Consider the following 22,695-nt stretch of genomic DNA (forward strand, 5'->3'; position numbering starts at 1 on the left):
ATGAACAAAACCGCGATTGCGCTGCTGGCCCTGCTTGCCAGTAGCGCCAGCCTGGCAGCGACGCCGTGGCAAAAAATAACCCAACCTGTGCCGGGTAGCGCACAATCGATAGGCAGTTTTTCTAATGGTTGTATCGTCGGCGCTGACACGCTGCCGATACAGTCCGAACATTATCAGGTGATGCGTACCGACCAGCGTCGCTATTTTGGACACCCGGATCTGGTGATGTTTATCCAGCGACTGAGTAGCCAGGTGAGCAATCTGGGCATGGGTACGGTGCTGATTGGCGATATGGGGATGCCTGCTGGTGGGCGCTTCAACGGTGGTCACGCCAGCCACCAGACCGGACTGGATGTCGATATCTTCCTGCAACTGCCGAAAAAACGCTGGACCTCCGCGCAGCTCTTGCGCCCGCAGGCACTGGACTTAGTTTCCCGCGACGGCAAACACGTCGTCCCGACGCTGTGGAAGCCGGAAATTTTCAGCCTGATCAAACTCGCTGCGCAGGACAAAGACGTCACCCGCATTTTTGTTAATCCGGCGATTAAACAACAACTTTGCCTTGATGCGGGCACCGATCGCGACTGGTTGCGTAAAGTGCGACCCTGGTTCCAGCATCGTGCGCATATGCATGTACGATTACGTTGTCCTGCCGATAGTCTGGAGTGTGAAGATCAACCTTTACCGCCACCAGGCGATGGTTGCGGGGCTGAACTGCAAAGCTGGTTTGAACCACCGAAACCAGGAACAACCAAGCCTGAGAAGAAGACACCGCCTCCGTTGCCGCCTTCCTGCCAGGCGCTACTGGATGAGCACGTGATCTAATGGAAACGTTTAATAGCCTGTTTATGGTCTCCCCGCTATTGCTGGGCGTTCTCTTTTTTGTCGCCATGCTGGCGGGATTTATTGACTCGATTGCCGGTGGCGGTGGGTTACTCACCATTCCGGCATTGATGGCGGCGGGGATGTCTCCGGCTAACGCGCTGGCAACTAATAAACTGCAAGCCTGCGGTGGCTCTATTTCCGCCACTATCTATTTTATTCGCCGCAAAGTCGTCAGCTTAAGCGATCAGAAACTCAATATCGCCATGACCTTTGTTGGTTCAATGAGCGGCGCATTGCTGGTGCAGTACGTGCAGGCTGATGTGCTACGGCAGATTTTACCCATCCTGGTGATTTGTATCGGTCTCTATTTCTTGCTGATGCCCAAACTGGGAGAAGAAGATCGCCAGCGCCGGATGTACGGCCTACCTTTTGCGTTAATTGCCGGTGGTTGTGTCGGTTTTTACGATGGATTCTTTGGTCCGGCAGCCGGATCGTTTTATGCGCTGGCCTTCGTTACGCTGTGCGGATTTAATCTTGCCAAAGCCACCGCCCACGCCAAATTACTCAACGCGACGTCAAACATCGGCGGCCTGTTGCTGTTTATTCTCGGCGGCAAAGTGATCTGGGCGACGGGTTTTGTGATGCTGGTGGGGCAGTTCCTCGGCGCGCGCATGGGTTCACGACTGGTGTTGAGCAAAGGACAAAAGCTGATCCGCCCGATGATTGTTATCGTCTCGGCGGTGATGAGTGCCAAATTACTTTACGATAGCCACGGACAGGAGATCCTCCACTGGTTGGGGATGAACTAATGAACAGTACACATCACTACGAGCAGTTGATTGAAATTTTTAATGGCTGCTTTGCCGATGAATTTAATACCCGTCTGATTAAAGGCGACGACGAACCGATCTATCTTCCTGCTGATGCGGAAGTACCGTATAACCGAATCGTCTTTGCTCATGGTTTTTATGCCAGCGCCATCCACGAAATTTCGCACTGGTGTATTGCCGGGAAAGCGCGCCGTGAACTGGTTGATTTCGGTTACTGGTATTGCCCGGACGGACGCGATGCCCAAACGCAAAGCCAGTTTGAAGATGTTGAAGTTAAGCCGCAGGCGCTCGACTGGTTGTTCTGCGTGGCGGCGGGATATCCGTTTAATGTTAGCTGCGACAATCTGGAAGGCGACTTCGAACCGGATCGCGTGGTGTTTCAACGGCGGGTACATGCTCAGGTCATGGATTATCTGGCAAACGGTATTCCCGAACGTCCGGCACGTTTCATAAACGCATTACAAAATTATTATCACACGCCGGAACTTACGGCGGAACAGTTCCCGTGGCCGGAAGAGCTCAACTGAAGTCAGCGCCACGTTTTACAATGAGGAAAGAAGATGATCGCGGAGTTTGAATCACGCATTCTGGCATTAATCGACGGTATGGTTGACCATGCCAGTGATGATGAGTTGTTTGCCAGTGGATATTTGCGTGGCCACCTGACATTAGCCATCGCAGAACTGGAAAGTGGTGATGACCACTCCGCCCAGGCGGTGCATACAACCGTTAGCCAGAGTCTGGAAAAAGCCATTGGTGCAGGTGAGTTGTCGCCGCGTGACCAGGCGCTGGTGACCGATATGTGGGAAAACCTGTTTCAGCAGGCGTCACAGCAGTAAGTAATGTGCCGGATAAGGCGTTCACGCCATATCCGGCAAGCAATGCCAGAGCAGATTACCCCGCCTTAACCGCTTTCCCTTTCAACAATTTCCGCACCCATAACCGATTCGGATTTAACGCCGCCAGCGTACTGGCATCCATCGGAATCGGTTCGTCGCTCATCTGCGCCGCCAGAATTTCGGCACACAGTGGGGCAGAACACAAACCACGCGAACCCAAAGCTGCAAGCATAAACAGATCGTCATAAATCGGCGCGCTTACCGCTTCATCTTTCTGTTCCGCCAGCGAGGCATATTCCGCGAGCGTTGCGTCATAATCGGGCACATTTCCCACCATTGGCAGATGATCGCGGGTAGCACAACGCACACCGCAACGAGCCTCTTTTTCACTGACATCGACTTCTGTCGCCCATTGCGCCTGTGGGAAACAATCAATCAACCGCTGGCGATTCTGCAGCTGATCATCTTCACTGTACGCCGTGTCCTCACTACCGCGATGGTAACTGGCGCCAATACAATGATGCTGATTCGCCGGATTTTGTGGCGTGAGATAACCGTCATAACACAGCACCTGCTTAAGCTTCGCCAGTTCCGGCGTTGTCGGAATATGGCTAACCTGCCCGGCAACTGAATACACTGGCAGAGGCGATGTTTGGCTGAAACGGCTAATTTGATGCCCGTTCGCCAGTACCACCACGCTATGCATCGTTTGCTGACTATCCGCAAATGTCAGTTGCCACTTATCATCTTTACGGGATAAATCCTTTAACTGATGCTGATAACGAATCTGCAAACCTTGCTGTTCCGCCAGTTCCAGCACATTACGGGTAAGTTCTGCCGGACACAGCCAGCCGCCTTGCGGATAAGTGATACCACCACAATTTGTCGCAACACCTGTAACGCCTTTAATCTCATTTGCATCGACCGCCATCGCCAGATCTGCGGGTAAATCCATCGACAACATCTGCGCGATTTTATGCTCGCTTTTCTCATCCCAGCCTAACTGCGTGACGCCGCACCAGTCATGATCAAATTTAACGGGCAATAAATCGTAAAGCCGACGAGCAAAAGTAAACGCATTAGAGAAAAAGCGGTTCAGCGCCTCATCATGTTTGCTCAACAACGGATACAGCGCCCCCTGGCGATTGCCAGAAGCACCCAGCGCAGGGGTATCATCCGCGCAATAAAGCGTTACCTGCCAGCCGCGCCGCAACAGCGCCAGAGACAATAACGCGCTGGCGATACCGCCGCCGATAACTGCGGCTTCCCGTGTGCTGCTACCTGTACGGTTAAACCACGGCGTGGAGGAGGGGAGTGGTAATGTCTGTTCCATCACGCCGCAAAGCATTTCCCGTTTCCGCCCAAAGCCCTTACGCTTTTGCATTGTGAATCCGGCTTCCTGCAAACCGCGACGGACAAATCCGGCAGATGTGAAGGTCGCCAGCGTGCCGCCAGGACGCGCCAGACGTGCCATGGCGTTAAAGAGATTTTGCGTCCACATATCCGGGTTTTTCGCAGGCGCAAAACCGTCCAGAAACCAGGCATCCACTTTTTGATTCAGCGAATCGTCCAGTTGGCTGGTCAGTTCGTTAATGTCGCCAAACCATAAATCCAGCGTTACGCGTCCTTCATCGAGCAATAAACGATGGCAACCGGGCAAGGGTAAAGGCCACTGCGCCTGGAGTTGTTCCGCCCACGGCGCCAGTTCCGGCCAGTGTTGATGCGCTAACGCTAAATCAGCACGGGTGAGGGGAAACTTCTCAAAACTAATGAAATGCAATCGCTGCAATTGTGCCTGCGGATGCGCCTGGCGAAACTGATCAAATGCCTGCCAAAGCGTCAGGAAGTTTAATCCGGTGCCGAAGCCGCTCTCCGCTACCACAAACAGAGGATCTGGATGAGCAGGAAAACGTGCCTCTAATTGGTTACCCCCAAGAAAAACATAACGCGTCTCTTCCAGCCCGTTATCGTTGGAAAAATAGACATCGTCAAAATCTCGGGAAACAGGTGTACCCTCAGCATTAAATTCGAGGTTGGCAGGTTGTATTGAGTAGTGTTTCACGTAAGTTACTCGTCTTACAGGCGGTGGCTCGATCTTAGCGATGTGTGTCAGGCCGCGCAAATTTCTCTATAAATTGTCTGATCGGACTTGTTCGGCGTACAAGTGTACGCTATTGTGCATTCGAAACTTACTCTATGTGCGACTTACAGAGGTATTGAATGAAACGTGCAGTGATTACTGGCCTGGGCATTGTTTCCAGCATCGGTAATAACCAGCAGGAAGTCCTGGCATCTCTGCGTGAAGGACGCTCAGGGATCACTTTCTCTCAGGAGCTGAAGGATTCCGGCATGCGTAGCCACGTCTGGGGCAACGTAAAACTGGATACCACTGGCCTCATTGACCGCAAAGTTGTGCGCTTTATGAGCGACGCATCCATCTATGCATTCCTTTCTATGGAGCAGGCAATTGCAGATGCTGGCCTCTCTCCGGAAGCTTACCAGAATAACCCGCGCGTTGGCCTGATTGCAGGTTCCGGCGGCGGTTCCCCGCGTTTCCAGGTGTTCGGCGCTGACGCAATGCGCGGCCCGCGCGGCCTGAAAGCGGTTGGCCCGTATGTGGTCACCAAAGCGATGGCATCTGGCGTTTCTGCCTGCCTCGCCACACCGTTTAAAATTCACGGTGTTAACTACTCCATCAGCTCCGCGTGTGCGACTTCCGCACACTGTATCGGCAACGCAGTCGAGCAGATCCAACTGGGCAAACAAGATATCGTGTTTGCTGGCGGCGGCGAAGAGCTGTGCTGGGAAATGGCGTGCGAATTCGACGCAATGGGCGCGCTGTCTACCAAATACAACGACACCCCGGAAAAAGCCTCCCGTACTTATGACGCTCATCGTGACGGTTTCGTTATCGCTGGCGGCGGCGGTATGGTCGTGGTGGAAGAGCTGGAACACGCTCTGGCACGTGGCGCTCACATTTACGCTGAAATCGTTGGCTACGGCGCAACGTCTGATGGCGCAGATATGGTTGCTCCGTCTGGTGAAGGCGCAGTTCGCTGCATGAAGATGGCGATGCACGGCGTTGATACCCCAATCGACTACCTGAACTCTCACGGTACTTCGACTCCGGTTGGCGATGTGAAAGAGCTGGCGGCTATCCGTGAAGTGTTCGGCGACAAGAGCCCGGCAATTTCTGCAACCAAAGCAATGACCGGTCACTCACTGGGCGCGGCGGGTGTGCAGGAAGCTATCTACTCTCTGCTGATGCTGGAACACGGCTTTATCGCCCCGAGCATCAACATTGAAGAGCTGGACGAGCAGGCGGCGGGTCTGAACATCGTGACCGAAACAACCGATCGCGAACTGACCACCGTTATGTCTAACAGCTTCGGCTTCGGCGGCACCAACGCCACGCTGGTAATGCGTAAGCTGAAAGATTAATAGGTAGAGTCGGTCGGATAAAACGCGCCAGCGTCTCATCCGACAGTAACGCAAAAGGGAACCTGATGGTTCCCTTTTTCACATCGTTGACAATCGCTGCCGCTTCCAGGCAAACTTCCCGCTTTGTCAATTGCCTTCTGAAAACACGTACGCGACGCACCGTAACCCTGAAAACCAGAGAGATGAGACGGGGACACTCCTCGCCTTGCGCTGCATTCTGGAGTAATGCATGACTGCTGTAAGCCAAACAGAAACACGATCTTCTGCCAATTTTTCACTCTTTCGTATCGCCTTTGCGGTTTTTCTAACTTACATGACCGTAGGGTTACCGTTGCCGGTTATCCCGCTGTTTGTTCATCATGAACTGGGCTATGGCAACACCATGGTCGGGATTGCCGTCGGCATTCAGTTTCTGGCTACGGTGCTGACGCGTGGCTACGCCGGGCGGCTGGCCGATCAATATGGCGCAAAACGTTCGGCGCTTCAGGGGATGTTAGCTTGTGGTCTGGCTGGCGGCGCGTTGCTGCTGGCGGCGCTTTTACCCGTCTCTGCACCGATTAAATTTACTCTGCTGGTTGTCGGACGTTTGATTCTTGGCTTTGGTGAAAGTCAGTTGCTGACAGGGGCTTTGACATGGGGATTAGGCATTGTCGGGCCGAAACACTCTGGTAAAGTGATGTCCTGGAACGGAATGGCCATTTACGGCGCACTGGCAGTCGGCGCACCGCTTGGCTTACTGATTCATAGCCATTATGATTTTGCCGCACTGGCGCTCACCACAATGGCATTACCCTTACTGGCGTGGGGCTGCAATGGCACAGTACGCAAAGTACCGGCAATGGCGGGAGAACGCCCATCGCTGTGGAGCGTTGTTGGGCTTATCTGGAAACCAGGGCTAGGACTGGCGCTTCAGGGTGTTGGCTTTGCGGTTATCGGGACTTTTGTTTCGCTTTACTTTGCCAGCAAAGGATGGGCGATGGCGGGCTTTACGCTCACTGCCTTTGGCGGCGCATTTGTCGTTATGCGCGTGATGTTTGGCTGGATGCCAGACCGTTTTGGCGGCGTAAAAGTGGCGATTGTCTCTCTGCTGGTGGAAACGGTAGGCCTGTTGCTGCTCTGGCAGGCACCGGGCGCGTGGGTCGCGTTAGCTGGCGCGGCGTTAACCGGAGCTGGGTGTTCGCTTATTTTCCCTGCGCTGGGCGTGGAAGTGGTTAAACGTGTTCCTTCCCAGGTTCGCGGTACTGCGCTCGGCGGCTATGCCGCGTTTCAGGATATCGCCCTCGGCGTTTCCGGGCCGCTGGCGGGAGTGCTGGCGACCTCGTTTGGCTACTCTTCAGTATTTCTTGCCGGGGCGATATCGGCGGTGCTGGGGATTATCGTGACGATACTGGCGTTTCGCCGGGGTTAACTCACCAGCCAAAACAACATCACAATGATGACGACGAATAATATCCACAAGCTGGGGCGCATTGATATTTTTTGTATCGTGTCAATTAATGGGGTAAAGGGATTGAACAGCGGTTGAATATCACGCGGTTCAATGCCTTTTACCCGCCGCTGATAGAGCTGGTTAAGGATATCCTCGGCCTGTGCAGAAGTCAGGGCTGAATGCGTAGAAAGGCCATACTTTTGCTCAACATAGGTCGATAATACCGTCAGCTCGCTGGCATCCAGTGGCTGTTTTAGCGCCATCTGGAGCGACTCCAGCGTCGGTGTGTGTTGCTGACTTAACGCCTGACGCGCCTGTAACCAGGTGACCAGATGGTTAAACTGTTTCGCCGGAATCAACTCGCCATCTTTCACCCCTGAAAGTTCCAGCATCGATTGCCAGATCTGTTTACTGGGTTCCCCCGTGGCTGCCGCGAGTTTTGTGACCAGTTGTTTGAGCGTATTGTGCTCCGCTGGTAATAAAGGTCGATCGGTCGCCTGGCGCTGTTGCGGCTGCGGGATAACCATCTTCCCTTCCTGTAGCAGAGTCAGGACGGTTTTTAACTGCTCTGGTGAGAGTTGATTCAGCGGCGTCTGACCAAAATTATGCCGGATATAATCCGTGACGGCCTGACGATTATTCCCCAGACGTAAATACTCCCCCAATTGAGCCAGAAGTTGGCGGACAGAATAACTTTTTTGCGCAGACAGCAGACGTTGCGCAAGGTTTTGTTCTGCGGCCGGGAAGTGGCGTGAAAGCAAAGGTGAATCACCCGGCAGACCGATGTCGTGCTTTATATTGGCCCACAATTCCGCTCTCTGCTGTTGCGTCAGCGAAGTTATTTTGGTCATCAAACTTTCCAACGCGGTACGTTGCAAGCTGGATAAAGGCTGATTGCCTGCGCCAGACGACAGGTTATCCCCCTGACCTGGTGGTTGCGCAGGTGGAAGGCCTGAAAGAGGTTGTATCATTACGTATCCTTATACCTGAAATCATCGCAAGTATGCCTGGCCGCGAGATTATGGCACACTTGTACGGTTAACTCTCGTTCTCATACAGGTAGCACAAACGTGAAAATCCTTGTTGATGAAAATATGCCTTATGCCCGCGAATTATTTAGCCGTCTGGGTGAGGTGAAAGCGGTTCCGGGGCGTCCAATTCCAGTCGCTGAACTGGATGATGCAGATGCGCTGATGGTGCGTTCAGTCACAAAAGTGAACGCGTCGCTGCTGACGGGGAAACCGGTAAAATTTGTTGGCACTGCCACGGCAGGGACAGACCATGTTGATGAGGCATGGTTGAAGCAGGCGGGAATTGGTTTTTCTGCGGCACCTGGCTGTAATGCGATTGCGGTAGTGGAATACGTTTTCTCGTCATTGCTGATGCTTGCCGAACGCGATGGATTTTCACTGCATGACCGTACCGTGGGGATCGTGGGCGTCGGTAATGTCGGTCGTCGATTACAGGCGCGGCTGGAGGCGTTGGGGATTAAAACCTTGCTTTGCGATCCGCCACGCGCCGATCGTGGGGATGAGGGAGATTTCCGTTCTCTTGATGAGCTGGTTCAGCACGCGGATATTCTGACTTTCCATACACCGCTCTTTAAAGATGGGCCGTACAAAACGCTACATCTGGCGGATGAAAAATTGATCCGCCGCCTGAAGCCAGGGACGATCTTGATTAACGCTTGCCGTGGCGCGGTCGTTGATAATACCGCGTTATTGACTTGCCTGAACGAAGGCCAGAAGTTAAGCGTGGTGCTGGATGTCTGGGAAGGGGAGCCGGAACTCAACGTAGAACTGTTGAAGAAAGTGGATATCGGCACGCCGCATATCGCCGGTTATACCCTGGAAGGAAAAGCGCGCGGAACCACACAAGTATTTGAAGCATACAGCAAATTTATTGGTCATGAGCAGCACGTTGCGCTGGATACCTTATTGCCAACGCCAGAGTTTGGTCGCATTACGCTGCATGGCTCGCTCGATCAGCCAACGCTGAAAAGGCTGGTGCATTTGGTGTATGATGTGCGCCGCGATGACGCACCGCTGCGTAAAGTCGCCGGGATACCGGGTGAGTTTGATAAACTGCGCAAAAACTACCTTGAGCGCCGTGAATGGTCGTCTCTGTATGTGATCTGTGATGACGCCAGCGCGGCGGCATTACTGTGTAAACTGGGTTTTAACGCCGTTCATCATCCGGCACGTTAATCTCTTCTTCATGCTCTCTGCTGTAATATTGGCAGGGAGCTTTGCTATTTCTGGAGTAAACCACCATGTCTGAAGGCTGGAACATTGCCGTCCTGGGCGCAACTGGCGCTGTGGGCGAAGCCCTGCTTGAAACGCTGGCTGAACGTCAGTTCCCGGTTGGGGAAATTTATGCACTGGCACGTAACGAAAGCGCAGGTGAACATCTGCGCTTTGGTGGTAAGACAATCACCGTGCAGGATGCCGCTGAATTTGACTGGACGCAGGCGCAACTTGCATTTTTTGTCGCAGGCAAAGAAGCGACCGCTGCCTGGGTTGAAGAAGCGACCAACGCGGGTTGTCTGGTGATCGACAGCAGCGGATTGTTTGCTCTCGAACCCGACGTACCGCTGGTGGTGCCGGAAGTGAATCCTTTTGTACTGACGGACTACCGTAATCGCAACGTTATTGCTGTTCCTGATAGCCTGACCAGTCAGTTACTGGCAGCACTGAAACCGTTAATCGATCAGGGCGGTTTGTCTCGTATCAGCGTCACCAGCCTGATTTCTGCCTCCGCCCAGGGTAAAAAAGCGGTCGATGCGTTAGCAGGGCAGAGCGCGAAATTGCTCAACGGTATTCCGATTGATGAAGAAGATTTCTTTGGTCGTCAGCTGGCGTTCAACATGCTACCCCTGTTGCCGGATCGCGAAGGTAGCGTGCGCGAAGAACGCCGTATCGTCGATGAAGTGCGCAAAATTATGCAGGACGAAGGACTGATGATTTCGGCAAGCGTCGTCCAGGCACCGGTATTTTATGGTCATGCTCAGATGGTCAACTTTGAAGCACTGCGTCCGCTGGCGGCGGAAGAAGCGCGTGATGCGTTTGCTCAAAGCGAAGATATTGAGCTTTCTGAAGAGAATGAATTTCCAACGCAGGTGGGCGATGCTTCCGGGTCGCCGCATCTTTCTGTTGGTTGCGTGCGTAATGACTATGGTATGCCGGAACAAATTCAGTTCTGGTCGGTGGCTGATAACGTTCGCTTTGGCGGCGCATTGATGGCAGTGAAGATCGCTGAAAAACTGGTGCAGGAGTACCTGTACTAATGTCCGACCAGCAACAACCGCCAGTTTATAAAATTGCGCTGGGCATTGAGTACGACGGCAGCAGATATTACGGCTGGCAACGGCAGAACGAAGTTCGCAGCGTGCAGGAGAAGCTGGAAAAGGCGCTCTCGCAGGTGGCGAACGAACCGATCACCGTCTTCTGCGCCGGGCGTACCGACGCAGGCGTACACGGCACCGGGCAGGTTGTGCATTTCGAAACCACCGCGCAGCGTAAAGACGCTGCGTGGACGTTGGGCGTAAATGCGAATTTACCTGGTGACATCGCCGTTCGTTGGGTTAAAGCTGTACCCGATGATTTTCATGCCCGATTTAGCGCCACGGCTCGCCGTTATCGCTACATCATCTACAATCATCGGCTGCGCCCGGCAGTACTGAGTAAAGGGGTAACCCACTTTTACGAACCGCTGGACGCCGAACGGATGCATCGGGCTGCGCAATGTCTGCTGGGCGAGAATGATTTCACCTCGTTTCGCGCGGTGCAGTGCCAGTCCCGAACGCCGTGGCGCAATGTTATGCATATCAACGTCACGCGTCACGGTCCTTATGTGGTGGTGGATATCAAAGCGAATGCCTTTGTACACCATATGGTGAGGAATATTGTTGGCAGCCTGATGGAAGTCGGTGCCCACAACCAGCCAGAGAGCTGGATAGCAGAGCTGTTGGCGGCAAAGGACAGAACGCTGGCGGCAGCAACGGCGAAAGCGGAAGGTCTGTATCTGGTTGCGGTGGATTACCCTGACCGATTTGATCTTCCAAAGCCGCCAATGGGCCCGCTATTTCTGGCGGACTAATGAGAATAATGCTCTGAACATTTCAGGCCGTAGCCAACGCAGTTACGGCCTGAAAGAGTAAGAGCAAAAGGCATAGGCAATTATGGACCTGATTTATTTCCTCATCGATTTTATCCTGCACATTGATGTGCATCTGGCGGAGCTGGTCGCAGAGTATGGCGTCTGGGTTTATGCCATCCTGTTTTTGATTTTGTTCTGTGAAACCGGTCTGGTGGTGACACCGTTTCTGCCGGGAGATTCGCTGCTGTTTGTCGCTGGAGCACTGGCTTCGCTTGAAACCAACGATCTCAATGTTCATATGATGGTCGTACTGATGTTAATTGCCGCGATTGTTGGTGATGCAGTTAACTACACCATCGGACGGTTGTTCGGGGAGAAATTATTCAGTAATCCGAACTCGAAAATTTTCCGTCGTAGCTATCTCGACAAAACGCATCAGTTTTATGAGAAACACGGCGGCAAAACCATTATTCTCGCCCGTTTTGTGCCGATCGTCAGAACGTTCGCCCCGTTTGTTGCGGGGATGGGCCACATGTCGTACCGTCATTTCGCCGCTTACAATGTGATCGGCGCGCTGTTATGGGTACTGCTTTTTACCTACGCAGGCTATTTCTTCGGTACAATCCCAATGGTTCAGGATAACCTTAAGCTGCTGATCGTCGGGATTATTGTGGTTTCCATATTGCCGGGCGTCATCGAAATTATCCGTCACAAACGCGCTGCGGCACGCGCCGCAAAATAAAGTAACTCGGCGGTTCGACCACTTTTTTATCCAAAGTTTCGGGCTGTTATGTTTTAATGTGCAACATTAATGGTCTGTTGGGGGCAAAAATGGCATTATGCGTCCCCAAAGATAAAACTGGCATCGAACCAGGTTCAGACAGAAAGGTCCCTAATGAGCTGGATTGAACGAATTAAAAGCAACATTACTCCCACCCGCAAGGCAAGCATTCCTGAAGGTGTGTGGACTAAGTGTGATAGCTGCGGTCAGGTTTTATACCGTGCAGAGCTGGAACGTAATCTTGAGGTCTGTCCGAAGTGTGACCATCACATGCGTATGACGGCGCGTAATCGCCTGCATAGCCTGTTAGATGAAGGAAGCCTTGTGGAGCTGGGTAGCGAGCTTGAGCCGAAAGATGTGCTGAAGTTCCGTGACTCCAAAAAGTATAAAGATCGTCTGGCATCAGCACAGAAAGAAACCGGCGAAAAAGACGCGCTGGTAGTAATGAAAGGCACCCTGTATGGAATGCCGGTCGTTGCTGCTGCCTTCGAATTTGCCTTTATGGGCGGTTCAATGGGATCCGTAGTGGGTGCTCGTTTTGTGCGTGCCGTTGAGCAGGCGCTGGAAGACAACTGCCCGCTTATCTGCTTTTCCGCCTCTGGTGGCGCACGTATGCAAGAGGCGCTGATGTCGCTGATGCAGATGGCGAAAACCTCTGCGGCGCTGGCGAAAATGCAAGAGCGCGGTCTGCCGTACATTTCCGTACTGACCGATCCGACCATGGGCGGCGTTTCTGCAAGTTTCGCGATGCTTGGCGATCTCAATATTGCTGAACCGAAAGCGTTGATCGGCTTTGCCGGCCCGCGTGTTATTGAACAGACCGTTCGCGAAAAACTGCCGCCGGGATTCCAGCGCAGTGAGTTCCTGATCGAAAAAGGCGCGATCGACATGATCGTCCGCCGTCCGGAAATGCGCCTGAAACTGGCGAGCATTCTGGCGAAGCTGATGAATCTGCCAGCGCCAAATCCTGAAGCGCCACGTGAAGGCGAAGTGGTGCCACCAGCACCGGATCAGGAACCTGAGGCCTGATAACTGATAAGGGCAGGGCCGCTGGCTCTGCCCTTTTGCTATTATCCCCGTAATGAATCAGCGGATACCATGATTATCAAACGCACACCTCAAGCCGCGTCGCCTTTGGCTTCGTGGCTTTCTTATCTGGAAAACCTGCACAGTAAGACTATCGATCTCGGCCTTGAGCGCGTAAGCCAGGTGGCAGCGCGTCTCGGCGTTCTGAAACCAGCACCGTTTGTGTTTACCGTTGCGGGTACTAATGGCAAAGGCACAACCTGCCGCACGCTGGAATCGATACTCATGGCGGCAGGGTACAAAGTGGGTGTTTACAGTTCGCCGCATCTGGTGCGTTATACCGAGCGCGTTCGTGTACAGGGTCAGGAACTACCAGAATCGGCCCACACCGCCTCTTTTGCTGAGATTGAATCGGCACGCGGTGATATTTCCCTGACCTATTTTGAATTCGGCACGTTGTCGGCGCTGTGGCTGTTTAAACAGGCGCAACTTGATGTGGTAATTCTGGAAGTGGGGCTGGGTGGTCGTCTGGATGCCACCAATATTGTCGATGCTGATGTAGCCGTGGTGACCAGCATTGCGCTGGATCATACCGACTGGCTGGGGCCAGATCGCGAAAGCATTGGTCGCGAGAAAGCAGGGATCTTCCGCAGTGAAAGACCGGCGATCGTTGGTGAACCTGAAATGCCGTACACCATCGCCGATGTGGCGCATGAGAAGGGCGCACTGTTGCGACGTCGAGGCGTAGAGTGGAATTATTCCGTCAGCGACCATGACTGGTCGTTTACCGACGCACACGGTACGCTGGAAAACCTGCCGTTACCGCTTGTCCCACAACCGAATGCCGCAACGGCGCTGGCGGCGCTGCGTGCCAGCGGCCTGGAGGTCAGTGAGCAGGCAATTCGCGATGGTATTGCCAGCGCAATTTTGCCGGGACGTTTCCAGATTGTGAGCGAGTCGCCACGCGTCATTTTTGATGTCGCCCATAATCCCCATGCGGCAGAATATCTTACCGGGCGTATGAAAGCGTTACCGAAAAACGGGCGCGTACTGGCAGTAATCGGTATGCTACATGATAAAGATATTGCTGGGACATTGGCCTGGTTGAAAAGCGTGGTGGATGACTGGTATTGTGCGCCACTGGAAGGGCCGCGCGGTGCCACGGCAGAACAACTGCTTGAGCATTTGGGTAACGGCAAATCATTTGATAGCGTTGCGCAGGCATGGGATGCTGCAATGGCGGACGCTAAACCGGAAGATACCGTGCTGGTGTGTGGTTCATTCCACACGGTCGCACATGTCATGGAAGTGATTGACGCGAGGAGAAGCGGTGGCGAGTAAGTTTCAGAATCGGTTAGTTGGCACAATAGTGCTGGTGGCGCTGGGAGTGATTGTGCTGCCAGGGCTGCTGGACGGGCAGAAAAAACATTATCAGGATGAGTTCGCGGCAATCCCGCTGGTGCCTAAAGCGGGCGATCGCGATGAGCCTGATATGATGCCAGCCGCTACCCAGGCATTGCCGACACAGCCGCCTGAAGGGGCTGCAGAGGAGGTGCGTGCGGGCGATGCTGCGGCACCTTCGCTCGATCCGGCAATTATTGCGGCCAATAATACCGAGTTTGAACCGGAACCTGCACCGGTCGCTCCACCGAAACCAAAACCGGTGGAGCCGCCTAAGCCGAAAGTAGAAGCACCGCCTGCGCCGAAGCCAGAACCGAAACCGGTCGTGGAGGAAAAAGCTGCACCGACGGGTAAAGCGTATGTTGTGCAACTGGGCGCGCTGAAAAATGCCGACAAAGTGAATGAGATTGTTGGTAAATTGCGCGGTGCGGGATACCGGGTTTATACGTCGCCGTCAACGCCAGTACAGGGTAAAATTACCCGTATTCTGGTTGGGCCGGATGCCTCGAAAGAGAAGCTGAAAGGCTCGCTGGGTGAGCTGAAGCAGCTTTCTGGCTTAAGCGGCGTGGTAATGGGCTATACGCCGAATTAATACGGTCTTGCCTGATGCGATCTTATCAGGCCCGAACAGGAGCAGCCCTGTAGGTCGGATAAGGCGTTTACGCCGCATCCGACACGTATTGCCCGATGCCGCAAAGGCAAAAAAAACCGATGGCGTTGAATATTTTTTCAGCGCCATTTTTATTGATGCGTGGGAAGGAAATCCCTACGCAAACGTTTTCTTTTTCTGTTAGAATGCGCCCCGAACAGGATGACAGGGCGTAAAATCGTGGGACACATATGGTCTGGATTGATTACGCCATAATCGCGGTGATTGCTTTTTCCTCTCTGGTTAGCCTGATCCGTGGCTTTGTTCGTGAAGCGTTATCGCTGGTGACATGGGGTTGTGCTTTCTTTGTCGCCAGTCATTACTACACTTACCTGTCACCCTGGTTTACGGGCTTTGAAGACGAACTGGTTCGAAATGGGATTGCCATCGCGGTACTGTTTATTGCCACGCTTATCGTTGGCGCTATCGTGAACTTCGTGATAGGCCAGCTAGTGGAGAAAACAGGGTTGTCAGGCACCGATCGGGTGCTGGGCGTCTGTTTCGGTGCGTTGCGTGGTGTGCTGATTGTTGCTGCCATTCTTTTCTTTCTCGACTCCTTTACCGGAGTGTCGAAAAGCGAAGACTGGAGCAAATCACAGCTGATCCCGCAGTTCAGTTTTATCATCAGATGGTTTTTTGATTATCTGCAAAGCTCGTCAAGTTTCTTGCCCAGGATCTAACGGTTCTGAGATGTGGCTTAACGAGGAAAAAGACGTATGTGCGGTATTGTCGGTATCGCCGGTGTTATGCCGGTTAACCAATCGATTTATGATGCCTTAACGGTGCTTCAGCATCGCGGTCAGGATGCCGCTGGCATCATCACCATTGATGCCAATAACTGCTTCCGTTTGCGTAAAGCGAACGGTCTGGTGAGCGATATATTTGAAGCTCGCCATATGCAGCGTTTGCAGGGCAATATGGGCATTGGTCATGTGCGTTACCCTACGGCTGGCAGCTCCAGCGCCTCTGAAGCACAGCCGTTTTACGTTAACTCCCCGTATGGCATCACGCTTGCCCATAATGGCAATCTGACTAACGCTCACGAGTTGCGTAAAAAGCTGTTTGAAGAAAAACGCCGCCACATCAACACTACTTCCGACTCGGAAATTCTGCTCAATATCTTCGCCAGTGAACTGGACAACTTTCGCCATTACCCGCTGGAAGCCGACAACATTTTTGCCGCCATTGCCGCCACAAACCGCCAGATCCGTGGCGCGTATGCCTGTGTGGCGATGATTATCGGCCACGGTATGGTCGCGTTTCGCGATCCTAACGGCATTCGTCCGCTGGTGTTAGGGAAGCGCGATATTGATGAGAATCGCACAGAATATATGGTCGCTTCTGAAAGCGTTGCGCTCGACACCCTGGGCTTTGAGTTCCTGCGTGATGTCGCTCCTGGTGAAGCGATTTACATCACTGAAGACGGACAGTTGTTTACCCGCCAGTGTGCCGACAATCCGGTCAGCAATCCGTGCCTGTTTGAGTATGTTTACTTCGCCCGCCCGGACTCGTTCATCGACAAAATTTCCGTTTACAGCGCCCGCGTCAATATGGGAACGAAACTTGGCGAAAAAATTGCCCGTGAATGGGAAGATCTGGATATCGACGTGGTTATTCCAATCCCGGAAACTTCCTGCGATATCGCGCTGGAAATCGCTCGAATTCTGGGTAAACCGTACCGCCAGGGATTTGTCAAAAATCGTTACGTTGGTCGCACCTTCATCATGCCGGGTCAGCAACTGCGTCGTAAGTCCGTGCGTCGTAAACTGAACGCTAACCGCGCCGAGTTCCGCGATAAAAACGTCCTGCTGGTCGATGACTCTATCGTCCGTGGCACCACCTCTGAGCAGATTATCGAGATGGCACGCGAAGCCGGAGCGAAGAAAGTTTACCTCGCCTCTGCGGCACCGGAAATTCGCTTCCCGAACGTTTATGGTATTGATATGCCGAGCGCCACGGAGCTTATCGCCCACGGTCGTGAAGTGGATGAAATTCGCCAGATCATTGGTGCTGACGGACTTATCTTCCAGGATCTCAACGATCTGATCGAAGCCGTTCGCGCTGAAAACCCGGATATCCAGCAGTTTGAATGCTCGGTGTTCAACGGCGTCTACGTCACCAAAGATGTTGATCAGGGCTACCTCGATTTCCTCGATACTTTACGTAATGACGACGCCAAAGCGGTGCAGCGCCAGAACGAAGTAGAAAATCTGGAAATGCATAACGAAGGATGACGCCTTCACGCAGGGTGCCGGTCTGGCACCCTGACTTGCAACTCCCGCCGAAATCCTGCAAAGTCTGCCTGCAAGTCTGACAGGGCAACTATTTATGAAACGACTCATTGTAGGCATCAGCGGTGCCAGCGGCGCGATTTATGGCGTGCGTTTATTACAGGTTCTGCGCGATGTCGCAGATGTTGAAACGCATCTGGTGATGAGCCAGGCGGCGCGCCAGACCTTATCCCTCGAAACGGATTTTTCCCTGCGCGAGGTGCAAGCGTTAGCCGATGTGACGCACGATGCGCGCGATATTGCTGCCAGCATTTCTTCCGGTTCTTTCCAGACGTTGGGGATGGTGATTTTACCCTGTTCAATCAAAACCCTTTCCGGCATTGTCCATAGCTATACCGATGGTTTACTGACCCGTGCGGCAGACGTGGTGCTGAAAGAGCGTCGCCCGCTGGTGCTCTGCGTGCGTGAAACACCGTTGCATTTAGGCCACCTGCGGTTAATGACTCAGGCGGCGGAAATTGGTGCGGTGATTATGCCTCCCGTTCCGGCGTTTTATCATCGCCCACAATCGCTTGATGATGTGATAAATCAGACGGTTAACCGTGTACTTGACCAGTTTGCGATAACCCTTCCCGAAGATCTCTTTGCCCGCTGGCAGGGCGTATAACTTTGCTGTTGCCCTGTTTCAGGGCAATTTTGCAACCGCGATCAAATCCTCGACATTTTGTTCCTGTCATTGAATCGAAACGCTGCGATTGAACCGTCATACCTGCTATCTTCAACTTCAGGACAATAACGCAACGTCTTGTTAACATATTTAACATCGAATGTTTCTGCTGTCGGCAAGATGGCATAAGACCTGCATGAAAGAGCCTGCAACACACAACACAATACACAACATAAAAAAGCCATTTCACTTGAGGGTTATGTATGAAGAAGTCGATTCTCGCTCTGTCTTTGTTAGTCGGTCTCTCCGCAGCGGCTTCCAGCTATGCGGCGCTGCCGGAGACGGTACGTATCGGAACGGATACCACCTATGCACCGTTCTCATCGAAAGATGCCAAAGGTGACTTTGTTGGCTTTGATATCGATCTCGGTAACGAGATGTGCAAACGGATGCAGGTGAAATGTACCTGGGTTGCCAGTGACTTTGATGCGCTGATCCCCTCACTGAAAGCGAAAAAAATCGACGCCATTATTTCGTCGCTCTCCATTACCGATAAACGTCAGCAGGAGATTGCCTTCTCCGACAAGCTGTACGCCGCAGATTCTCGTTTGATTGCTGCCAAAGGTTCGCCGATCCAGCCGACGCTGGATTCACTGAAAGGTAAACATGTTGGCGTGCTGCAAGGCTCCACCCAGGAAGCGTATGCTAATGACAACTGGCGCAGTAAAGGCGTCGATGTGGTGGCCTATGCTAACCAGGATTTGGTCTATTCCGATCTGGATGCTGGTCGTCTGGATGCCGCTCTGCAGGATGAAGTGGCTGCCAGCGAAGGTTTCCTCAAGCAACCCGCCGGTAAAGAGTTCGCCTTTGCTGGCTCATCAGTGAAAGACAAAAAATACTTCGGTGATGGTACAGGCGTAGGGCTACGTAAAGATGATGCCGAACTGAAAGCCGCCTTTGATAAGGCGCTTGGCGAACTGCGTCAGGACGGCACCTACGACAAGATGGCGAAAAAGTATTTCGACTTTAATGTCTATGGTGACTGATACGTCGCAGGGAAGTAGCGCCTGATGGGGAATCATCATGGTGCACGCCAGGTTTGTTGCACTATCGTGGTGCATTGAAATGCATACTTAAGCATTTTTAATGAAAAATAATACGTCTAACGGGGCGGGATATTTTGCCTTGATGGTCAATTTTATGGCACGATAAGTGTAACAAACCTGTAAATATTCCCTATAAAAAGACTGTCAGTTGAGGACATTATGAAAAAACTGGTGCTATCGCTCTCTCTGGTTCTGGCCTTCTCCAGCGCAACTGCAGCGTTTGCTGCGATCCCGCAAAACATCCGCATCGGCACCGATCCGACCTATGCGCCATTTGAATCAAAAAATTCACAAGGCGAACTGGTTGGCTTCGATATCGATCTGGCGAAGGAGTTGTGCAAGCGCATCAATACGCAATGTACGTTTGTCGAAAACCCGCTGGATGCGTTAATCCCGTCCTTAAAAGCGAAGAAGATTGACGCCATCATGTCATCGCTTTCCATTACGGAAAAACGTCAGCAAGAAATTGCCTTCACCGACAAACTGTACGCTGCCGATTCTCGTCTGGTGGTGGCGAAAAATTCCGACATTCAGCCGACAGTCGAGTCGCTGAAAGGCAAACGGGTAGGCGTATTGCAGGGCACCACCCAGGAGACGTTCGGTAATGAACACTGGGCACCAAAAGGCATTGAAATCGTCTCGTATCAGGGGCAGGACAACATTTATTCTGACCTGACTGCCGGACGTATTGATGCCGCGTTCCAGGATGAGGTCGCTGCCAGCGAAGGTTTCCTCAAACAATCCGTCGGTAAAGATTACAAATTCGGTGGTCCGTCTGTTAAAGATGAAAAACTGTTTGGCGTAGGGACCGGCATGGGCCTGCGTAAAGAAGATAACGAACTGCGCGAGGCACTGAACAAAGCCTTTGCCGAAATGCGCGCTGACGGTACTTACGAGAAATTAGCGAAAAAGTACTTCGATTTTGATGTTTATGGTGGTTAATCGCCATCGGTGAAAGAAAGCCCGCTCCCTTCGGGTAACCGGAGGGAGACAAGAGGCGGTAATTCACCACACACGACAGGACAGGCAGCATGTTGTATGGGTTTTCAGGTGTTATTTTACAGGGTGCGCTCGTCACGCTGGAGCTGGCGATCAGCTCTGTAGTGCTCGCTGTAATCATCGGTTTAATTGGCGCTGGCGGTAAGCTCTCGCAAAATCGGCTTTCGGGGCTGATTTTCGAAGGGTACACCACGCTGATTCGTGGCGTGCCGGACTTGGTGTTGATGCTGCTGATTTTCTACGGTTTGCAGATTGCGCTAAACACGGTGACGGAGGCGATGGGCGTCGGGCAGATTGATATCGATCCGATGGTCGCTGGTATTATCACTCTCGGTTTTATCTACGGTGCTTATTTTACCGAAACGTTCCGTGGTGCTTTTATGGCAGTGCCGAAAGGGCATATAGAGGCGGCGACGGCGTTTGGTTTTACTCGTGGGCAAGTGTTTCGGCGGATCATGTTTCCGGCGATGATGCGTTACGCCCTGCCAGGCATTGGCAACAACTGGCAGGTGATCCTTAAATCTACCGCTCTGGTTTCGTTACTCGGCCTGGAAGATGTGGTCAAAGCCACGCAACTTGCGGGTAAAAGTACCTGGGAACCGTTCTATTTCGCCATCGTCTGCGGCGTGATTTATCTGGTTTTCACCACCGTTTCCAATGGTGTGCTGCTGTTCCTTGAGCGCCGCTACTCCGTGGGTGTGAAGAGGGCTGACCTGTGATCGAAATCTTACATGAATACTGGAAACCGCTGCTGTGGACCGACGGTTATCGCTTTACTGGTGTGGCGATCACTCTGTGGCTGCTTATTTTGTCGGTAGTGATAGGCGGAGTCCTGGCGCTGTTTCTGGCGATTGGTCGTGTCTCAAGTAATAAATACATCCAGTTTCCAATCTGGTTATTTACCTATATTTTTCGCGGTACGCCGCTGTATGTTCAGTTGCTGGTGTTCTATTCCGGCATGTACACGCTGGAGATTGTTAAGGGAACCGAATTCCTTAACGCTTTCTTCCGCAGTGGCCTGAACTGTACCGTGCTGGCGCTGACGCTTAACACCTGCGCTTATACTACCGAGATTTTTGCCGGGGCAATCCGTTCAGTGCCGCATGGGGAAATTGAAGCCGCCAGAGCCTACGGTTTCTCAACCTTTAAAATGTATCGCTGCATTATTTTGCCTTCTGCGCTGCGTATTGCGTTACCGGCATACAGCAACGAAGTGATCCTGATGCTGCACTCTACTGCGCTGGCGTTTACGGCCACGGTGCCGGATCTGCTGAAAATAGCCCGCGATATTAACGCCGCCACGTATCAACCTTTTACCGCCTTCGGCATTGCCGCGGTGCTCTATTTAATCATCTCTTATGTCCTGATCAGCCTCTTTCGCAGAGCGGAAAAACGCTGGTTGCAGCATGTGAAACCTTCTTCAACGCACTGAGAATACGATGTCCGAGAATAAATTAAACGTTATCGATTTGCACAAACGCTACGGCGAACATGAAGTGCTGAAAGGGGTTTCCCTGCAGGCGAACGCCGGAGATGTGATAAGCATCATCGGGTCGTCGGGATCGGGGAAAAGTACCTTTTTGCGATGCATTAACTTCCTCGAAAAGCCGAGCGAAGGATCGATCGTGGTTAATGGTCAGACGATCAATCTGGTGCGTGACAAAGACGGTCAACTCAAAGTCGCCGATAAAAATCAGCTGCGCTTACTGCGCACACGCCTGACCATGGTGTTCCAGCACTTCAATCTCTGGAGCCATATGACGGTGCTGGAAAACGTCATGGAAGCGCCGATTCAGGTGTTGGGCCTGAGCAAGCAGGAAGCTCGCGAGCGGGCGGTGAAGTATCTGGCGAAAGTCGGCATAGACGAACGTGCGCAGGGTAAATACCCGGTGCACCTGTCCGGTGGTCAGCAACAGCGTGTTTCCATCGCAAGGGCGCTGGCAATGGAACCGGAAGTTCTGCTGTTTGATGAACCTACCTCGGCGCTCGATCCTGAACTGGTAGGCGAGGTGTTGCGTATTATGCAGCAGCTCGCAGAAGAGGGGAAAACGATGGTTGTAGTGACCCACGAAATGGGCTTTGCCCGCCACGTCTCCACGCATGTAATTTTTCTTCATCAAGGGAAAATTGAAGAAGAGGGTACGCCAGAAAAGTTATTCGGCAACCCGCAAAGTCCGCGTCTGCAACAGTTCCTTAAGGGATCGCTAAAATAATTATCTCTCCGGTGGCTAATGCTGCCGGTGTATTTTCAGGGGGAATTTGCGAGTCAGCTTCCGCTGAAATGTAAAAGTTGCAGTCCGCTAAAAATACTTCTGAATTCGCTGTCCAAAGATAAAAACTGCCTGCTGCATTGGGTGTTAATCGTGGTTATTG

23 protein-coding genes are annotated in these 22,695 nt (G+C 52.6%); 21 read left to right on the plus strand and 2 right to left on the minus strand.

All coding sequences use genetic code 11. The features are described from left to right. The 4 genes from mepA to C3D30_RS08090 are packed head-to-tail and all read left to right on the plus strand — an operon-like array spanning position 1 to position 2,494. Positions 1 to 825: a penicillin-insensitive murein endopeptidase gene (mepA, locus tag C3D30_RS08075; protein WP_001043810.1), complete on the plus strand. Its 825-nt coding sequence runs from the start codon at positions 1 to 3 to the stop codon at positions 823 to 825. Then, complete coding sequence (locus tag C3D30_RS08080) at positions 825 to 1,634, plus strand: sulfite exporter TauE/SafE family protein (RefSeq protein ID WP_000447361.1); 810 nt, start codon at positions 825 to 827, stop codon at positions 1,632 to 1,634. The genes mepA and C3D30_RS08080 overlap by 1 nt, the downstream gene beginning before the upstream one ends. Then, positions 1,634 to 2,182 (plus strand): elongation factor P hydroxylase, encoded by a 549-nt coding sequence (epmC, locus tag C3D30_RS08085; RefSeq protein ID WP_001089209.1) that lies wholly within the window; start codon positions 1,634 to 1,636, stop codon positions 2,180 to 2,182. Before C3D30_RS08080 ends, epmC begins: the two co-directional genes overlap by 1 nt. Before the next feature lie 33 nt (positions 2,183 to 2,215). Next, the gene (locus C3D30_RS08090) at positions 2,216 to 2,494 is read left to right on the plus strand and encodes a YfcL family protein (RefSeq protein ID WP_000559764.1); all 279 of its coding nucleotides are present in this window, start codon (positions 2,216 to 2,218) and stop codon (positions 2,492 to 2,494) included. Between the two features lie 55 nt (positions 2,495 to 2,549). Here the strand turns inward: C3D30_RS08090 and mnmC are convergent, their stop codons facing one another. Beyond that, positions 2,550 to 4,556, minus strand: a complete 2,007-nt coding sequence (gene mnmC / locus C3D30_RS08095) for a bifunctional tRNA (5-methylaminomethyl-2-thiouridine)(34)-methyltransferase MnmC2/FAD-dependent 5-carboxymethylaminomethyl-2-thiouridine(34) oxidoreductase MnmC1 (RefSeq protein WP_105285567.1) — start codon at positions 4,554 to 4,556, stop codon at positions 2,550 to 2,552. A gap of 158 nt (positions 4,557 to 4,714) precedes the next feature. Between mnmC and fabB the strand changes: the two genes are divergently transcribed. Next, positions 4,715 to 5,935, plus strand: a complete 1,221-nt coding sequence (fabB, locus tag C3D30_RS08100; RefSeq protein ID WP_000817178.1) for a beta-ketoacyl-ACP synthase I — start codon at positions 4,715 to 4,717, stop codon at positions 5,933 to 5,935. A 229-nt stretch (positions 5,936 to 6,164) separates the two neighbouring features. Further along, entirely contained in the window at positions 6,165 to 7,343 is a 1,179-nt protein-coding gene (locus C3D30_RS08110; protein ID WP_105286722.1) for an MFS transporter, read from the plus strand. Here C3D30_RS08110 and flk read toward each other — a convergent pair. Beyond that, positions 7,340 to 8,335 (minus strand): flagella biosynthesis regulator Flk, encoded by a 996-nt coding sequence (gene flk, locus C3D30_RS08115; protein WP_105286723.1) that lies wholly within the window; start codon positions 8,333 to 8,335, stop codon positions 7,340 to 7,342. The two genes, C3D30_RS08110 and flk, sit on opposite strands and share 4 nt — an antisense overlap. A gap of 99 nt (positions 8,336 to 8,434) precedes the next feature. Between flk and pdxB the strand changes: the two genes are divergently transcribed. The 15 genes from pdxB (at position 8,435) to hisP (ending at position 22,535) form a co-directional block, all read left to right on the plus strand. Next, on the plus strand, positions 8,435 to 9,571 hold the full coding sequence (gene pdxB, locus C3D30_RS08120; RefSeq protein WP_000699164.1) for a 4-phosphoerythronate dehydrogenase PdxB: 1,137 nt from the start codon (positions 8,435 to 8,437) through the stop codon (positions 9,569 to 9,571). Between the two features lie 65 nt (positions 9,572 to 9,636). Next, positions 9,637 to 10,650, plus strand: a complete 1,014-nt coding sequence (locus tag C3D30_RS08125; RefSeq protein WP_001289152.1) for an aspartate-semialdehyde dehydrogenase — start codon at positions 9,637 to 9,639, stop codon at positions 10,648 to 10,650. Further along, complete coding sequence (gene truA, locus C3D30_RS08130; RefSeq protein ID WP_001283597.1) at positions 10,650 to 11,462, plus strand: tRNA pseudouridine(38-40) synthase TruA; 813 nt, start codon at positions 10,650 to 10,652, stop codon at positions 11,460 to 11,462. The genes C3D30_RS08125 and truA overlap by 1 nt, the downstream gene beginning before the upstream one ends. An 82-nt stretch (positions 11,463 to 11,544) precedes the next feature. Continuing rightward, positions 11,545 to 12,204 carry a DedA family protein gene (locus tag C3D30_RS08135; protein ID WP_000364335.1) on the plus strand — a complete coding sequence of 220 codons (660 nt, stop codon included), beginning with the start codon at positions 11,545 to 11,547 and terminating at the stop codon, positions 12,202 to 12,204. A gap of 153 nt (positions 12,205 to 12,357) precedes the next feature. Beyond that, entirely contained in the window at positions 12,358 to 13,272 is a 915-nt protein-coding gene (gene accD / locus C3D30_RS08140) for an acetyl-CoA carboxylase, carboxyltransferase subunit beta (RefSeq protein WP_000118402.1), read from the plus strand. A 69-nt stretch (positions 13,273 to 13,341) separates the two neighbouring features. Next, positions 13,342 to 14,610 (plus strand): bifunctional tetrahydrofolate synthase/dihydrofolate synthase, encoded by a 1,269-nt coding sequence (folC, locus tag C3D30_RS08145; RefSeq protein ID WP_000584560.1) that lies wholly within the window; start codon positions 13,342 to 13,344, stop codon positions 14,608 to 14,610. Then, complete coding sequence (gene dedD / locus C3D30_RS08150) at positions 14,600 to 15,262, plus strand: cell division protein DedD (RefSeq protein WP_000146984.1); 663 nt, start codon at positions 14,600 to 14,602, stop codon at positions 15,260 to 15,262. The genes folC and dedD overlap by 11 nt, the downstream gene beginning before the upstream one ends. A 248-nt stretch (positions 15,263 to 15,510) precedes the next feature. Continuing rightward, positions 15,511 to 15,999, plus strand: a complete 489-nt coding sequence (cvpA, locus tag C3D30_RS08155) for a colicin V production protein (RefSeq protein ID WP_000262106.1) — start codon at positions 15,511 to 15,513, stop codon at positions 15,997 to 15,999. A gap of 36 nt (positions 16,000 to 16,035) precedes the next feature. Next, a complete protein-coding gene (gene purF / locus C3D30_RS08160) occupies positions 16,036 to 17,553 on the plus strand; it encodes an amidophosphoribosyltransferase (RefSeq protein ID WP_000334208.1) in 1,518 nt (505 codons plus the stop codon). Between the two features lie 94 nt (positions 17,554 to 17,647). After that, the gene (gene ubiX, locus C3D30_RS08165) at positions 17,648 to 18,217 is read left to right on the plus strand and encodes a flavin prenyltransferase UbiX (protein ID WP_000825692.1); all 570 of its coding nucleotides are present in this window, start codon (positions 17,648 to 17,650) and stop codon (positions 18,215 to 18,217) included. A gap of 263 nt (positions 18,218 to 18,480) precedes the next feature. Beyond that, entirely contained in the window at positions 18,481 to 19,263 is a 783-nt protein-coding gene (argT, locus tag C3D30_RS08170; RefSeq protein WP_000748253.1) for a lysine/arginine/ornithine ABC transporter substrate-binding protein ArgT, read from the plus strand. A 219-nt stretch (positions 19,264 to 19,482) separates the two neighbouring features. Further along, complete coding sequence (gene hisJ, locus C3D30_RS08175; protein WP_021555577.1) at positions 19,483 to 20,265, plus strand: histidine ABC transporter substrate-binding protein HisJ; 783 nt, start codon at positions 19,483 to 19,485, stop codon at positions 20,263 to 20,265. Between the two features lie 89 nt (positions 20,266 to 20,354). Continuing rightward, positions 20,355 to 21,041, plus strand: coding sequence for a histidine ABC transporter permease HisQ (gene hisQ, locus C3D30_RS08180; protein WP_000965518.1), 687 nt, complete (start codon positions 20,355 to 20,357; stop codon positions 21,039 to 21,041). Further along, positions 21,038 to 21,754, plus strand: a complete 717-nt coding sequence (locus C3D30_RS08185) for an ABC transporter permease (RefSeq protein ID WP_000569958.1) — start codon at positions 21,038 to 21,040, stop codon at positions 21,752 to 21,754. The genes hisQ and C3D30_RS08185 overlap by 4 nt, the downstream gene beginning before the upstream one ends. A 7-nt stretch (positions 21,755 to 21,761) precedes the next feature. Next, positions 21,762 to 22,535, plus strand: coding sequence for a histidine ABC transporter ATP-binding protein HisP (gene hisP, locus C3D30_RS08190; protein ID WP_001293616.1), 774 nt, complete (start codon positions 21,762 to 21,764; stop codon positions 22,533 to 22,535). Positions 22,536 to 22,695 lie beyond the last annotated feature (160 nt).

This window comes from Escherichia sp. MOD1-EC5433, assembly GCF_002966005.1.
Classification (GTDB): domain Bacteria; phylum Pseudomonadota; class Gammaproteobacteria; order Enterobacterales; family Enterobacteriaceae; genus Escherichia; species Escherichia ruysiae.

Excerpts from the sequence above, each read along its gene's own strand:
- mepA (WP_001043810.1), top strand. The coding sequence starts at position 1 with ATGAACAAAACCGCGATTGCGCTGCTGGCCCTGCTTGCCAGTAGCGCC.
- C3D30_RS08080 (WP_000447361.1), top strand. The coding sequence starts at position 825 with ATGGAAACGTTTAATAGCCTGTTTATGGTCTCCCCGCTATTGCTGGGC.
- epmC (WP_001089209.1), top strand. The coding sequence starts at position 1,634 with ATGAACAGTACACATCACTACGAGCAGTTGATTGAAATTTTTAATGGC.
- C3D30_RS08090 (WP_000559764.1), top strand. The coding sequence starts at position 2,216 with ATGATCGCGGAGTTTGAATCACGCATTCTGGCATTAATCGACGGTATG.
- fabB (WP_000817178.1), top strand. The coding sequence starts at position 4,715 with ATGAAACGTGCAGTGATTACTGGCCTGGGCATTGTTTCCAGCATCGGT.
- C3D30_RS08110 (WP_105286722.1), top strand. The coding sequence starts at position 6,165 with ATGACTGCTGTAAGCCAAACAGAAACACGATCTTCTGCCAATTTTTCA.
- flk (WP_105286723.1), bottom strand. The coding sequence starts at position 8,335 with ATGATACAACCTCTTTCAGGCCTTCCACCTGCGCAACCACCAGGTCAG.
- C3D30_RS08125 (WP_001289152.1), top strand. The coding sequence starts at position 9,637 with ATGTCTGAAGGCTGGAACATTGCCGTCCTGGGCGCAACTGGCGCTGTG.
- truA (WP_001283597.1), top strand. The coding sequence starts at position 10,650 with ATGTCCGACCAGCAACAACCGCCAGTTTATAAAATTGCGCTGGGCATT.
- C3D30_RS08135 (WP_000364335.1), top strand. The coding sequence starts at position 11,545 with ATGGACCTGATTTATTTCCTCATCGATTTTATCCTGCACATTGATGTG.
- accD (WP_000118402.1), top strand. The coding sequence starts at position 12,358 with ATGAGCTGGATTGAACGAATTAAAAGCAACATTACTCCCACCCGCAAG.
- folC (WP_000584560.1), top strand. The coding sequence starts at position 13,342 with ATGATTATCAAACGCACACCTCAAGCCGCGTCGCCTTTGGCTTCGTGG.
- cvpA (WP_000262106.1), top strand. The coding sequence starts at position 15,511 with ATGGTCTGGATTGATTACGCCATAATCGCGGTGATTGCTTTTTCCTCT.
- purF (WP_000334208.1), top strand. The coding sequence starts at position 16,036 with ATGTGCGGTATTGTCGGTATCGCCGGTGTTATGCCGGTTAACCAATCG.
- ubiX (WP_000825692.1), top strand. The coding sequence starts at position 17,648 with ATGAAACGACTCATTGTAGGCATCAGCGGTGCCAGCGGCGCGATTTAT.
- argT (WP_000748253.1), top strand. The coding sequence starts at position 18,481 with ATGAAGAAGTCGATTCTCGCTCTGTCTTTGTTAGTCGGTCTCTCCGCA.
- hisJ (WP_021555577.1), top strand. The coding sequence starts at position 19,483 with ATGAAAAAACTGGTGCTATCGCTCTCTCTGGTTCTGGCCTTCTCCAGC.
- hisQ (WP_000965518.1), top strand. The coding sequence starts at position 20,355 with ATGTTGTATGGGTTTTCAGGTGTTATTTTACAGGGTGCGCTCGTCACG.
- hisP (WP_001293616.1), top strand. The coding sequence starts at position 21,762 with ATGTCCGAGAATAAATTAAACGTTATCGATTTGCACAAACGCTACGGC.